Origin of the sequence: Georgenia sp. H159 (genome assembly GCF_035607575.1) — a bacterium.
Classification (GTDB): Bacteria; Actinomycetota; Actinomycetes; order Actinomycetales; family Actinomycetaceae; genus Oceanitalea.
Window position 1 is genome coordinate 110,789 of sequence record NZ_JAYDZY010000004.1, and the last position, 13,362, is coordinate 124,150.

General features: G+C 72.0%; 11 protein-coding genes. 1 reads left to right on the forward strand and 10 read right to left on the reverse strand.

The window, feature by feature from the left end; translation table 11 throughout:
* Positions 1-14 precede the first annotated feature (14 nt).
* The 5 genes from VR894_RS06935 to VR894_RS06955 all read right to left on the reverse strand — a co-directional run bounded on the left by VR894_RS06935 (position 15) and on the right by VR894_RS06955 (position 4,692).
* Complete coding sequence (locus VR894_RS06935; protein ID WP_324650635.1) at positions 15-1,031, reverse strand: cation transporter; 1,017 nt, start codon at positions 1,029-1,031, stop codon at positions 15-17.
* A complete protein-coding gene (locus tag VR894_RS06940) occupies positions 1,028-1,504 on the reverse strand; it encodes a transporter substrate-binding domain-containing protein (RefSeq protein ID WP_324650636.1) in 477 nt (158 codons plus the stop codon). Before VR894_RS06940 ends, VR894_RS06935 begins: the two co-directional genes overlap by 4 nt.
* 98 nt (positions 1,505-1,602) lie before the next feature.
* Positions 1,603-2,484, reverse strand: coding sequence for a polysaccharide deacetylase (locus tag VR894_RS06945; RefSeq protein WP_324650637.1), 882 nt, complete (start codon positions 2,482-2,484; stop codon positions 1,603-1,605).
* 26 nt (positions 2,485-2,510) lie between these two features.
* Entirely contained in the window at positions 2,511-3,962 is a 1,452-nt protein-coding gene (locus tag VR894_RS06950; protein ID WP_324650638.1) for a purine-cytosine permease family protein, read from the reverse strand.
* Positions 3,963-4,104: 142 nt separating this feature from the next.
* Positions 4,105-4,692: a hypothetical protein gene (locus tag VR894_RS06955; RefSeq protein ID WP_324650639.1), complete on the reverse strand. Its 588-nt coding sequence runs from the start codon at positions 4,690-4,692 to the stop codon at positions 4,105-4,107.
* A gap of 123 nt (positions 4,693-4,815) precedes the next feature.
* Between VR894_RS06955 and VR894_RS06960 the strand changes: the two genes are divergently transcribed.
* Complete coding sequence (locus VR894_RS06960; RefSeq protein WP_324650640.1) at positions 4,816-9,702, forward strand: NAD-glutamate dehydrogenase; 4,887 nt, start codon at positions 4,816-4,818, stop codon at positions 9,700-9,702.
* A gap of 9 nt (positions 9,703-9,711) precedes the next feature.
* Here VR894_RS06960 and VR894_RS06965 read toward each other — a convergent pair whose 3' ends face one another.
* From VR894_RS06965 to VR894_RS06985, 5 genes are read right to left on the reverse strand one after another with little or no spacing between them, the layout of a single operon-like run.
* On the reverse strand, positions 9,712-10,221 hold the full coding sequence (locus VR894_RS06965) for a mycothiol transferase (RefSeq protein WP_324650641.1): 510 nt from the start codon (positions 10,219-10,221) through the stop codon (positions 9,712-9,714).
* Positions 10,218-11,150: an ABC transporter substrate-binding protein gene (locus VR894_RS06970; RefSeq protein ID WP_324650642.1), complete on the reverse strand. Its 933-nt coding sequence runs from the start codon at positions 11,148-11,150 to the stop codon at positions 10,218-10,220. Before VR894_RS06970 ends, VR894_RS06965 begins: the two co-directional genes overlap by 4 nt.
* Positions 11,147-11,854 carry an ABC transporter permease gene (locus VR894_RS06975; protein ID WP_324650643.1) on the reverse strand — a complete coding sequence of 236 codons (708 nt, stop codon included), beginning with the start codon at positions 11,852-11,854 and terminating at the stop codon, positions 11,147-11,149. Before VR894_RS06975 ends, VR894_RS06970 begins: the two co-directional genes overlap by 4 nt.
* Positions 11,851-12,534 (reverse strand): ABC transporter permease, encoded by a 684-nt coding sequence (locus VR894_RS06980; RefSeq protein ID WP_324650644.1) that lies wholly within the window; start codon positions 12,532-12,534, stop codon positions 11,851-11,853. The genes VR894_RS06975 and VR894_RS06980 overlap by 4 nt, the downstream gene beginning before the upstream one ends.
* Entirely contained in the window at positions 12,534-13,346 is an 813-nt protein-coding gene (locus tag VR894_RS06985; RefSeq protein ID WP_324650645.1) for an ABC transporter ATP-binding protein, read from the reverse strand. The genes VR894_RS06980 and VR894_RS06985 overlap by 1 nt, the downstream gene beginning before the upstream one ends.
* Positions 13,347-13,362: the final 16 nt, after the last annotated feature.

Here is a 13,362-nt window from a genome sequence, read left to right on the forward strand (position 1 = left end):
CTGGTTGACCGCGGTCATTGCGTGGCGTCGTGCCCGCCCGCCTCGCCTCGGCCGGCCCGTTCCTCTGCGACGGAGGGCAGCAGCTGCTCGGGCAGCTCCTCGACCGGGATGAGCACCATGTCGTCGACCTTCCAGTCGAGGTCGACGACGGACTGCCGAGCTGTGGCGAGGTCGGCCAGGGTGGGGGAGTGCCCCTGCGCCGGGACCACGAAGGACTCGACGTGGAAGACGTGGCCCTGGTCGCGCACCCGGGAGCGGGAGGTGGCGACCCAGGGAAGCGCGGCCAGGTGCTCGTCGATCCGCAGGACGAGCGGGTGCGGGTCGTGGCCGTCGTACGTCTCCGCTCGGGCGTCCATGAGCGCACCGACGGCGACGCGCATGTTCCGCACGCCGTCGTACAGGATGCTCCCCGAGATGAACAGCGCCGCCACGGCGTCGGCCCACCATAGCCCCAGACCGATCCCGACGACACCGACGATGCCTCCGACGGCGGTCATCCAGTCGGCCTTGTTCATGTCCGCGTCGGCGTACAGCACCCTGTCGTGGAGGCTCTGGGCGAGCGGCATCTTCGCCCGACCGAGCAGCACCGGCGGCACGGCCGTGTAGGCGAGGACGGCGATCATCAGCCACCCGGACCACATGACCTGCCCGCCGATCTCGATGAGCCCCACCGGAGGGTGCTCCGCCTTGAGGAGACCGGAGCCGGAGTCGAACACCATGAAGGCGCCCATGGCGACGAGCGCCGTCGCCGCGACGAGGTGCCCGATGCCGACCGCCCGGTGGTAGCCGTACGGGTGCTGCGGAGTCGGGAGGCGCCGGGTGCGGTGCACGGCCAGGAGGAAGGCGATCGGCGGGATGAAGGAGAGCATGTCCTCCATCCACGCGGCCTTCATCGCCTGGGAGCTGCCCATCGCGAGGTAGACACCGGTGACGGCGGTGACGAGGAAGGCGATGGTCAGCCACGCCAGGCGGACCGCTCGCCGCAGCTGTGCCTGCTGCTCCTCCGGCAGCTCGGTGTGGCCGAAGTTCACAGGTCCGCCTCCAGGAGGAAGCCCTCGAGCTCGACGAGGAAGGCGTTCTCGCCCATCGGAGCGGCCATGACGTGCAGCTCCTTCTCCCCCTCCGGTCCGGTCGTCTCCGTGTACCGGTACGTCAGTGCCGCCTTCTCCGACCACGGTGACCTGGCGGTCAGGCCACCGACGACGAGGTCCAGCTCGCCGCGCTCGAGCCGCCCGATGAGGTCCTCCTCGCCTCCCGGGACCCACTCCACGTCCGCCCGGATCGACTCCGCGAAGTCCTCGACCAGCCGGATCTCCGTGCCCTCCGGGTCGCCGTCGGGGCCGTCCGGCAGGTCCGTCCACGGCGGGCTCGGGGACACACCGACCCGCAGCGTCCCACCGGTCACCCGGTCGAGCGTACCGTCCGGGTCGGTGGGGATGGTCGCCGAGCACCCAACGAGGGTGAGCAGCGCGATGGCCACCGCGCCCGTGAAACTCCTGGTCATGGGGCAATTCAAGCCCACCGGCCCGGGTGCGCATCCCGGACCGGCAGGTGGCAGCGAGAAGGCCCGGAGCTCGGGGGCGAGCTCCGGGCCTTCGGCTGTCAGCCGGTGAAGGGCACCCGTCGGCGGAAGTCGTCTGCGACGTCGGCGAACGTCAGCCACTCGACGCCGTCGTGCCCGCCGATGTAGTCGAAGACCCGCTCGAGCATGAGGAGCACCTGGGGCCGCCCCGCGACGTCGGGGTGGATGGTGAACGGGAACACGGCGTAGTCCAGCTCCCGGTAGATCCAGTCGAACTGGTCCTTCCACAGCTGCTCGATGACCTGCGGTGCGACGAAGCCGTGGGAGTTGGGGTTGCCCTTGATGAACATCATCGGGGGCAGGTCGTCCACGTACCAGTTCGCGGCGATCTCGACGAGATCCACCTGGTGCCCCCTGACCAGGGGCTTCATCCACTCCGCGGCGTCCTTGGCGTAGTCGACGTGCGTCCACGTGTCGCCCACCCGCGCGTAGAACGGGGTGAAGTCGTCGTAGCTCTGGGAGTTGTCGTAGGAGAAGCCGTGGTCGAGCAGCAGCTGCGCGGTGTGCTCGCTCATCTCCCACCACGGCGCCACGTACCCCTTGGGCCCGCGGCCGGTGAGGTCCTTGACCAGCTCGACCGAGCGACCCAGGACGTCGGCCTCCTGCTGAGGGGTCATCGCCACCGGGTTCTCGTGGCTGTAGCCGTGACAGCCGATCTCGAAGCCGGCCGCCGCGACGTCCCCGATCTCGCGGGGGAACGTCTCCACGGAGTGCCCCGGCACGAACCAGGTCGCCGGCAGCCCCCGCCGCTCCAGCAGCCCGCGGAGCCGCGGGACCCCGACCTCGCCGGCGAACATGCCGCGCTGGATGTCGTTCGGTGAGTCCTGGCCCCCGTAGGAGCCGAGCCAGCCCGCGACGGCGTCGACGTGGACGCCGATGCAGACCTTGATGTCCTTGGCCATGTCGTGCTCTTCCTTCCTCTCTGCGGTCAGCGGCTCGCGCGCGCGGGTGCGGTGTCCCCGGTGACGTCCTCGACCGGGCCTGAGCTGCGGCCGCGCAGCGCGTAGTGCAGGACGACGTGCAGGACGACGGTGATGATGAGGGCCGCGATGCCCGAGGAGAACCCGAAGGGCAGCGGCCAGACGTACTGGAAGAGCAGCCCGAGGGTCGCGCCGGCGAGGAAGGAGATGACCCCGGGCCAGCGCAGGGCCGGCTGGCGACGGTAGGACTCCGCGGTGAACTCGTTGCGCCGGAGCAGGTAGTAGTCCGCGAGGATCGGCCCGACGAGCGGGACGAAGGCCGCACCCAGCACGGTGATGAAGTCGACGAAGAAGAGCTGGTAGAAGGCCAGCGCGCCGAGGATCGTGCCGAGCACGCCGACGACGAGCACGATCTTCGTCCTGCGCACGCGCACGCCGAAGGCGTTGAGCGCGGGCCCGGTGTACAGCGAGTTGGAGTAGAGCTCGGAGTTGTTCGTCGTCCACAGCGAGGTCGTCCACACGAGCACGCCGATCACGGCGAGCAGGATCCCGCGGTCGTACATCCAGTTGACGAAGTTGGAGTCCCCGGTCGAGACGGCGCCGATGTACCCGATGACGTTGAGCACCGGGTTGGTGAGGATGAACGCGGCGGCCGCGCCGATGAGGACCGCGCCGGCGTTCTTGGCGAACCGCATGATGTCGGCACCCATGATCGCGCCCGCGATCCAGGCCCCGACGACGATCGTCACGCCGGACCCGAAGCCGAGCCCCGACTGGGACGAGGCGGTCTCCACCATGGCACCCCACCCGCCGTTCTCGCCAAGGATCCCGGCACCGACGAACAGGGAGACGATGAGCACGAACGGCGCGACCGGGATGGCGACCTTCTCGATCGCGGAGATCCCGCGGTAGGCGGTCCAGGTGAACAGCGCGCCGAACGCGATGCAGCTGAGCACGACCTCGAGCGTCACGGGCGCGACGTCCGGGCGTCCCCACGACGCCGGGTCGATGACCGTGATGCCCGTCGGGTTCCCGAGCAGGACGCCCCAGATGTCGGCGATCATGCCGAGGATGGAGGCGAACCAGCCCAGCGTCAGCAGCGCCATGACGACCATGGGGACGGCGAAGCCCTTGCTGCCGTAGGAGAACCGGGAGAGCAGGGCCAGGTTGAACCCGGTGCGCATGGCCGGGATGCCCAGCAGCACGGTGAGCGCGAAGAGGATGAGCTCACCGGTGGCGATCGTCGACATCGCGAGCCCGAAGGGCATGCCGGGTGCGTCACCCTGTCCCGCGAGCTGGCCCCCGACGACGAGGCCGGTGACGACGAAGCCGAACCCGACCCACACCATCGCGAGCCCGAAGGTGCGGCGACGGGCGGTGCGGGGCACCGGCTCGAGCATGTACTCCTCGTGGTCGTACCCCAGCTCCTCGGTGGTGGGTACGGCGGGTGGCGTGGTCACGGTGTCCTCCTTGGTCGCGGTCGCCCACAAGGGGCGGTCAATGACACGTCGGTGTGTGGTCATCGCGGAGGCTACTCCCGGTGAGATGACAGCGGTGTGACATGGCCGCGCCACGGACGTCGCGTCGGCTGTACGGCGAGGCTCAGACCCGTGGGTGGTTCTCCGCGGCCCGGTCCAGCCGCTGAAGCATCCCGATCCCGATGACGTCGTGGTCGTCGGGCTGGTGGCCGAGGCGTTCCCGCAGCCGCCAGCGGGCCAGGCACAGCATCGACAGGTCGACGTCGGAGAAGCCGGGCCCCTGCTCGTGGACGAGGATCCCACGCGTCAGCCACCCCAGCGCCCGGCGGTCGTCACCGTGCTCGGCCCACACGTCGGCCATGTACTCGTAGGTCGCCGCCTCCGTGGGACGGCTCCTGCGCAGGTCGCGGTCCAGCGCGAGCGCCTCGTCAGGCTCCTCCCGGTCGAGCAGCACCGCCACGAGGTGCGACCGCGGGTCGAGCGCGGCGTCGCCGTCGGCGCCGGCCGCCCGGCGGTAGGCGGCCTCGGCGGCTGCGGGATCACCGGCGAGCTCGAGCTGCTCGCCCGCCCGGGTGAGCAGCTCCCGGGGGCTGAGCTCGTCGTCGGGGCCGGGCTGCTCGGCCCACGCGACGAGCTGCTCGGCGATCTCCCGGTGGTCGGGGGTGGAGAGCTCCAGCTCCTCGGCGTCCTCGGCACTCAGTGGTCTGCGCACCCACCGAGTCTAGGGAGCGGCCGTGCCGGCGTCGGTGCGGCCGGCCCCGTCCTCGGGCATGATGACGAGGGCCGCTACAGCAGACGTGGACGGCACGGCTGCACCGAAGCAGGGAGCTCGTCGATGACCCCGGACGCCCGCAGCGAACGCCTCGCCGTCGCTGTCGCCACCGTCGGCCACGGACCCGCGGCCGCCGCCGAGCTGCGCGAGTTCCTCGAGGTCTACTACGCGGACCTCGCCACCGAGGACCTGCTCGCCCAGCGGCCGGAGGACCTGCTCGGTGCCGCGCTCTCCCACCGGGAGGTGGCGCGCAGGCGGCGGCCCGGCACCGCGGTCGTGCGGGCGAGCACCCCGACCGTCGCAGGCGAGGGATGGTCGACCGGCCACTCCGTCGTCGAGGTCGTCACCGACGACATGCGCTTCCTCGTCGACTCGGTCACGGCCGAGCTCCACCTGCAGGACCGGCCCGTCCACCTCACCGTCCACCCCCAGCTGCGGGTGAGGCGTGACGACGACGGCGAGCTGCTCGACGTCCGGGCGGTCGACGACGCCGGCAGCGAGGACGAGGGGTACCTCACCGAGTCCTGGATCCAGGTCCAGATCGGGCACGAGAGCGACCCGGCCGTGCTGGCCGCCCTCGAGGCCCGGCTGCACGTGGTCCTCGCGGACGTGCGCGTGGCCGTGGCCGACTGGCAGCGGATGGCCGAGCGCGCCACCGCGATCGCCGCCGAGCTCACCGACGCGCCCCCGGTGGGCGTCCCCGCCGACGCCGTCGCCCGCGGCACCGCCCTGCTCGAGTGGCTGGCCGACGGCGAGTTCGTCTTCGTCGGCTACCGCGAGTACCGGCTCGTGCCCGACGACGGCGCCGGGCGGGACGCCGACGGCTCACCCGGGCAGGACACCGCCGTCCTCGCCCCCGTTCCCGGGACGGGGCTGGGGATCCTGCGGGAGGACCGTCCCGGCGTGCCGCCCGCGAAGGCCACCGTGCTCACCGGGAGGGTCGCGCAGAAGGCGAGCGAGCCGCGGCTGCTCATCATCACCAAGGCCAACTCCCGGTCGACCGTCCACCGGCCCCAGTACCTCGACTACGTCGGCGTCAAGGTCTTCGACGACACCGGCACGGTCACCGGGGAGCGCCGGTTCCTCGGCCTGTTCAGCTCCAGCGCCTACACCGCCTCGGTCGCCCACGTCCCGTACGTCGCCCAGAAGGTCGAGCGGGTGCTGGCCGCCAGCGGGTACGCCCCCACCAGCCACCTCGGCCGCGACCTCATGGAGGTGCTGGAGACCTACCCCCGCGACGAGCTCTTCGCCACCGACGTCGAGCGGCTCACCGAGATCGCCCTCGCCGTCGTCCACCTCAACGAACGCCCCCGCACCCGCCTGTTCCTCCGGCACGACGACTACGGGCGCTACGTCTCGTGCCTCGTCTACCTGCCCCGCGACCGCTACAACACGACAGTGCGGCACCGGATGGAGGACCTGCTCCGCGAGGCCTTCGACGGGTCGAGCGTCGAGCACACCACCCGGGTGTCGCAGGCGGTGCTCGCCATGGTCCACTTCGTCGTCCGGCTGCCGAGGGGGGCGCCACCGCCCGACGTCGACCTCGACGCCCTCGAGCGGCGGCTCGTCGAGGCCACCCGCACCTGGGACGAGGACCTCGCCGACGCCGCCCGGGAGGAGCTCGGGGAGGAGCGCGGCAACGACCTCGTCGGGCTCTACCGGGACGCCTTCCCCGCCGCGTACAAGGAGCGGTTCCCGGCCCGCGTCGGGGTGGCGGACCTCGTGCGGCTCGTCGACCTGGAGCCGGGCGAGCTGCGGCTCAACCTCTACCAGGCCGCGGGCAGCAGCGCGGGTGAGCGCAGGCTCAAGGTCTACCTCCACGAACCCATCTCGCTCACCGCCATCCTCCCGCTGTTCCACCACCTCGGCGTCGAGGTCACCGACCAGCGCCCCTACGAGCTGTGGCGCGGCGACGGCACGGTGCGCCGCATCCTCGACTTCGGGCTGCGCGTCACCTCCGAGGAGCTGTGGACCCGGGACCCGCACGTCCGCGACCGGTTCCAGGAGGCCCTGGAGGCGGTGTGGCGCGGGGAGGCGGAGAGTGACCAGCTCGGGGCGCTCGTGCTCCGCGCGGGACTCGACTGGCGTCAGGTGACGGTGCTGCGCGCCGTCGGCGGCTACCTGCAGCAGAGCGGCTGGCCCTACTCCCGCAGCTACGTCCAGGAGGCCCTCCTGCAGCACGACGAGATCGCGACCTCCCTCGTCGTCCTCTTCGAGACGCGGCACGACCCGGCACGTTTCGACGGGGCCGCGACCGAGGACCGTTCTGCCGCCGAGCGGCAGGTCGCCGCCGTCCTCACCGAGGCGCTCGACGCGGTGACGAGCCTCGACCACGACCGGATCCTGCGGGCCTTCGCCGACGTCATCGGGGCCACGCTGCGGACGAGCTACTTCCGTCACCCTCACGAGCCCACGCGCCCGCTGGCGCTGAAGATCGCACCCCGGCGGCTCACGCTGCTTCCGGAGCCCCGCCCGGAGTTCGAGATCTGGGTGTCCGGGCCCACCGTCTCCGGGACGCACCTGCGCTTCGGGAAGGTCGCCCGCGGCGGGCTGCGCTGGTCGGACCGGCGGGAGGACTTCCGCACCGAGGTCCTCGGCCTCGTCAAGGCGCAGACGGTGAAGAACGCCATCATCGTGCCCACCGGCGCCAAGGGCGGGTTCGTCGCCAAGCAGCTGCCCGACCCCGCCGTCGACCGAGGGGCCTGGCTGGCCGCCGGCGAGGCGGCCTACCGCCAGTTCATCGGGGCCTTGCTCGACGTCACCGACAACCGGGTCGCCGGGAGCGTCGTCCCGCCCGAGCGGGTCGTTCGCCACGACGACGACGACCCCTACCTCGTCGTCGCGGCAGACAAGGGGACCGCCGCGTTCTCCGACGTCGCCAACGAGATCGCCCGCGAGCGGGAGTTCTGGCTCGACGACGCCTTCGCCTCGGGCGGCTCGGCGGGCTACGACCACAAGGCGATGGGCATCACCGCCCGGGGTGCGTGGGAGTCGGTCCGTCGGCACTTCCGCGAGCTGGGACGCGACACCCAGACCGAGGACCTCACCGTCGTCGGGATCGGGGACATGAGCGGTGACGTGTTCGGCAACGGGATGCTGCTCTCCGAGCACATCCGGCTCGTGGCCGCCTTCGACCACCGCCACGTGTTCCTCGACCCCGAGCCCGACGCCGCCACCTCCTACGCCGAGCGTCGCCGCCTGTTCGAGCTGCCCCGGTCCTCGTGGGCCGACTACGACACCTCGCTCCTCAGCGAGGGCGGTGGGGTGCACCCGCGCACCGCGAAGTCGGTGGAGCTCACTGCGCAGGTCCGCGACACGCTGGGACTGTCCGAGGACGTCACCGCCCTCAGCCCGGCCGAGCTCATCAGCGCGATCCTGCGCGCTCCCGTCGACCTCCTGTGGAACGGAGGGATCGGCACCTACGTCAAGGCGAGCACGGAGTCCCACGGCGACATCGGGGACCGGGCCAACGACGCCATCCGCGTCGACGGTGCGCAGCTGCGCTGCCGGGTGGTCGGGGAGGGCGGCAACCTCGGCCTCAGCCAGCTCGGGCGCGTCGAGGCGGCGCTCGCCGGGGTCCGGATCAACACCGACGCGATCGACAACTCCGCCGGGGTGGACAGCTCCGACCACGAGGTCAACATCAAGATCATGCTCACCGGCCTCGTCCGCGACGGGGAGCTCACCCGTCGGCAGCGGGACGAGCTCCTCGTGGAGATGACCGACGACGTCGCCGCCCAGGTGCTGCGCCACAACTACGAGCAGAACGTCCTCATCGGCAACGCCCGCTGCCTCGACACCCGCATGGTCGGTGAGCACCAGCGGCTCATGACCGCCCTCGAACGCACCGCCGGGCTCGACCGGGCGCTGGAGTTCCTGCCGACCGACGCCCAGCTCAGCGCCCGCGCCCGGGACAGCAGGGGCCTGACGTCACCGGAGTTCGCCGTGCTCATCGCCTACACCAAGCTCAGTCTCAAGGACGAGCTGGCCGACGCCCGGATGGTCGACGACCCGTGGCTGCTGCGCTCCCTGCGCGAGTACTTCCCGCCCGCCCTGCGCGAGCGGTTCCCCGTCGACCAGCACCCGCTGCGGCGCCAGATCGTCGTCAACCAGCTGGCCAACGCCATCGTCAACCGGGGCGGCGTCACCTTCGTCCACCGTGCCACCGAGGAGACCGGGGCGGGCGTGGCTCAGGTGGCCCGTGCCTTCGTCATCTGCCGGGAGGTCGTCGACGCGGCCGGGTTCCTCGCCGCAGTCGAGTCGCTGGACAACCGTGTGGGCACCGACGTCCAGTGGCGGATGTCGCTCGAGCTGCGGCGACTGCTCGACCGCTCGGCGCGGTGGATCCTCAAGAACCGCCCCTCCGGTCCCGGCATCGAGGCCGAGGTCGACCGCTTCGCGCCGACCGTGCGGCAGCACGCCGCCGAGCTCCCCGACCTGGTCGGCGGCGCCGAGCGTGACCGGGCCACCCGGGAGGTCGCCGAGCTGCGTGCCGCCGGGGTGCCCGAGGGGCTCGCCGTCCGGGCGGCGATGCTGCGGTACCACGTGAGCCTGCTCGACGCCGTCGAGATCGCCGAGGACACCGGCGAGCCCGCGGTCATGGTCCTCGCCGTGAGCTTCGCCGTCGCCGACCACCTCGGGATCGACCGGCTCCACGCGCTTGTCGGGCCGCTGCCCAAGGAGGAGCGCTGGGACGCGCTGGCCCGCAGCGCGCTGCGCGACGACCTCCACGCGGTCCGGCGGACGCTCACCGCGACCGTGCTCGCCGCCACCGACCCGCAGTCCTCCGCCGACGAGCGGATGGCCGCGTGGCTGAGCCAGAACGCCACCGCCGTCGAGCGTTCCCGGCGCGCCATCGCCTCGATCGAGGAGCTGGACCGCCCCGGCCTGGCCGCGATCTCCGTGGCGCTGGGCTACCTGCGCACCACGGCCGTGAACACTCCCGTCTGACGAGCCGGCTCAGCGTGTCCGCTCGAGCACGCCACGCGCGAAGGCGGCCTGACCGGCGTGCTCGAGGCAGTCGTCCAGGACGCTCACCAGCCGCACGCCGAGCGTGACCGGCGGGTCGAAGCTCTCGTCGACGACCCTGCCCAGCTCCTCGTCCTCAAGGCCGCGGATGAACTCCAGGGTCCGCTCGTGCACGGCGTCGTAGTAGCCCAGGACGATCCCGGCGCCGAACCCGCTCACCTGCCCCACCTCCGCGGAGCTGTGCCCGTAGCCGATCCCCGTGACCGGCAGGTCGAAGCGCTCGGCCCAGCCGTCGGTGGTCCACAGCTCCTCCCGGCCGGCGACGTCGGCCACGTGGTCGTCCTGGACGCGGGTGAGGTGCCACAGGAGCCAGCCGATGGAGTTGGCGTCCGGGTCGAGCCGGACGGCGAGCTCCTCCGCGCTGAGCCCCTCCCCGGCCCGGTGGACCGCCTGCCTGATCCGGGAGTAGCCATCGAGCAGCAGCTCGGTGGCTGCGCTCATCGGGCCAGGCCCTGCTCGCTGAGCCAGTCGCTCGCGATGGTCGCGGAGTCCAGCTGCTCCTCGACGCTGCGCACGTTGAGCGCGATGAGCTCCTCGGTGGTGAGAGCCTCGCTCACCGGGTCGAGCACGGGCGCGAGGTCCTCGGCGAGGTCCGCCGCCACGAGCGGGACGACGTTCTGCGCGAGGATCATGTTCTCCGGGTCCTCCAGGGTGACGAAGTCGCCCGACGCGAGGTCCGGGTCGGCGGTGTAGATGTCACCCATGGTGATCGTGCCGTCCCGGATGGCGTCCTTGGTCAGCGGCCCGCCGCTGTCACCGATCGCGAGGAAGTCGACCTCGACGCCGTAGAACTCCCGCAGGCCGTCGGGCCCGTAGGGACGGCTCTCCAGCTCGGCGTTCCCGCCGATGACGATCTCACCGTCGTAGTCGGCGAGGTCGGCGAGGCTGGTGATCCCGTGCTCCTCGGAGAACTCCGCCGTGACGTTGTAGGAGTCGGCGTCCTGGGCCTCGGCGTGGTCCAGGACGGTGAGGTTCTCGGGCAGCGCGTCCGGCAGGGCGCTCGCGACGTCCTCCGGGCTGCGTGCCTCGGTCTCCGGCTCGTAGAACTGGAGGAGGTTGCCGGTGTACTCCGGCAGCACCTGCACGTCACCGTCCTCCATCGCCTGGACGTACACGTCCCGCTGCCCGATCTGGAACTGGCGCTCGACGGTGAGACCCGCGCCCTCGAGGGCCTGGGCGTAGATCTCGGCGATGATCTCGTTGGAGTAGTAGGCCTGCGAACCGACGACGACGGCGTCGGTCCCGGTGCCGTCGTCGGTCGCCTCGGTCTCCGGGTCCGCGAGGGGGTCGCCGGAACCGCAGGCCGCGAGCGTGAGTGCCGCGGCGGCGGCCAGCAGCGCGGCCCGGCGCGGGGTCGAGGAGTGCGTCATGAGCGTCCTTCCGTCGGTGTGCTCGCACTGAGCCTGCCCTGCTGACCGGCAACGCGCATGGCAATTCGGGCGAGGACCGCGAAGAGCACGTCGACGACGACGGCGAGCACGACAACGGCGATCGCCCCACCGAGCATCTCCTCGTAGCGGCGGAGCGCGATCCCGCGTTGGACGTAGATCCCCAGCCCACCGAGGCCGACGTAGGCAGCGAGCACCGCGGTGGCGATGACCTGCAGCGCGGCGCTGCGCATCCCGCCGACGAGGAGCGGCAGCCCGAGCGGCGCCTCCACGCGGGTGAGCACCTGCCACGGGGTCATTCCGACCGCGCGAGCGGAGTCGGTGACGGCGTGGTCGACGTTCTCGACCCCCGCGTAGGTGCCGGCGAGGACGGACGGGACCGCCAGGACGACGAGGACGACGGTTGCGGCGACCCGGGCGTCCCCCACACCGACGAGCAGGGTGAGCACGGTGAGCAGGCCGAGGGAGGGCAGGGCGCGACCCGCGCCGGTCAGCGCCACCGTGAGCTGCCGCCCCCGGCCGGTGTGCCCGACGAGGTAGCCGAGCGGGACGGCGACGAGCGTCGCCACGGCCAGCGCGACGAGCGTGTAGAGCAGGTGCTCGCCGACGCGGTCCGGCAGGGTGTCGGTGCCGCTCCACTGCTCCGGCGCCGCGAGCCACGCCCACGCCTCGGCGAAGAGCCTCATCCGGCACCACCCGCGGTGAGCTGGAGGCGGCGGACCGCTCGGCCGCCCCGGACGCCGGTCCACGGCATGAGGAGGCGTCCGAGGAGCACGAGGGCGACGTCGAAGACGAGGGCGACGACGACGGTCGCCAGGATCCCCGTGACGATCTGCGCCGTGATCCCACGCTGGAGCCCGTCCATGAACAGGAAGCCGAGGCTGCGGGTGCCCACGAGCACCCCGACGGTCACCAGGCTCACCGTGCTCACCGCCACGACCCGCAACCCGGCGAGCAGGACCGGCCCGGCGAGCGGGAGCTCCACGGCCCAGAACCGGCCCCACGCAGAGTAGCCGACCGCGGTGGCCGCGGCGCGCACGGCGGGGTCGACGGCGTCGAGCGCGTCGGTGACGAAGCGGGTCATGAGGGCGACGGCGTAGACCGTCATCGCGATGACGACGTTGAGCTCGCTGAGGAAGCTGATGCCGATGATCGGCGGCAGGAGCACGAACAGGGCGAGGGAGGGGATCGTGTAGAGCAGCCCGACGGCGGCGAGGACCGGTCCGCGGGCGGCCCGGTGGCGCCATGCCAGCACCCCCGGCGGCAGCGCGAGCACGAGCCCGAGGACGACCGGCAGCACGCTGAGCCGGGCGTGCTGGACCATGAGGTCGGCGACGAGCCCGGTGTTGGCCAGGAACCAGTCCATCAGGCGTCCAGCACGCCGGCGGGCCGGTCGTCGTCGTCGAGCACGAGCCGCCGCCCGTCCTGCTCGACCACCCGCAACCGCCGGCGGCCCCGGTCGGCGCCGATGAAGCTGGCGACGAAGTCCGAGGCGGGCGCGGCCAGGATTTCGGCCGGCGTGCCCTGCTGCGCGATCCGTCCCCCCTTCTCGAGGATGACGACGCGGTCCCCGAGGCGGAAGGCCTCGTCGACGTCGTGGGTGACGAACACGACCGTCTTGGCCAGGTCGCGCTGCAGCCGGAGCAGCTCGTCCTGCAGCTCGGTGCGCACGATCGGGTCGACGGCACCGAAGGGCTCGTCCATGAGCAGGATGTTGGGGTCCGCCGCGAGCGCCCGCGCCACCCCGACGCGCTGCTGCTGGCCACCGGAGAGCTGACGCGGGTAGCGCTCGGCCAGGCCGCGGTCCAGGCCCACGGTGTCCATGAGCTCGAGGCCGCGCTCACGGGACGCCTCCCGGGGCGCCCTCGTCAGCCGCAGCACGGTGGTGATGTTGTCGAGCACCCGCCGGTGCGGCAGCAGGCCGGCGCTCTGCATGACGTAGCCGATGCCCCGCCGCAGCTCGACCGGGTCCCGCTGGCGGATGTCGACGCCGTCGATCTCGATCGACCCGGAGGTCGGTTCGACCATCCGGTTGACCATCCGCAGGATCGTCGTCTTGCCGGACCCCGAGGACCCCACGAGCACGGTGGTGCGGTGGGGCGGGACGACGAGGTCGAGCGCGGAGACGGCCTCGGTGGCGGCGTCGAACCGCTTGGTCACCGATCGGAACTCGATCATGGTGCTCCTCGGACAG

Bases quoted from the DNA above. Each gene is read 5' to 3' on its own strand.
- VR894_RS06975 (WP_324650643.1), bottom strand. From the start codon at position 11,854: ATGAGGCTCTTCGCCGAGGCGTGGGCGTGGCTCGCGGCGCCGGAGCAG.
- VR894_RS06965 (WP_324650641.1), bottom strand. From the start codon at position 10,221: ATGAGCGCAGCCACCGAGCTGCTGCTCGATGGCTACTCCCGGATCAGG.
- VR894_RS06970 (WP_324650642.1), bottom strand. From the start codon at position 11,150: ATGACGCACTCCTCGACCCCGCGCCGGGCCGCGCTGCTGGCCGCCGCC.
- VR894_RS06940 (WP_324650636.1), bottom strand. From the start codon at position 1,504: ATGACCAGGAGTTTCACGGGCGCGGTGGCCATCGCGCTGCTCACCCTC.
- VR894_RS06985 (WP_324650645.1), bottom strand. From the start codon at position 13,346: ATGATCGAGTTCCGATCGGTGACCAAGCGGTTCGACGCCGCCACCGAG.
- VR894_RS06945 (WP_324650637.1), bottom strand. From the start codon at position 2,484: ATGGCCAAGGACATCAAGGTCTGCATCGGCGTCCACGTCGACGCCGTC.
- VR894_RS06980 (WP_324650644.1), bottom strand. From the start codon at position 12,534: ATGGACTGGTTCCTGGCCAACACCGGGCTCGTCGCCGACCTCATGGTC.
- VR894_RS06960 (WP_324650640.1), top strand. From the start codon at position 4,816: ATGACCCCGGACGCCCGCAGCGAACGCCTCGCCGTCGCTGTCGCCACC.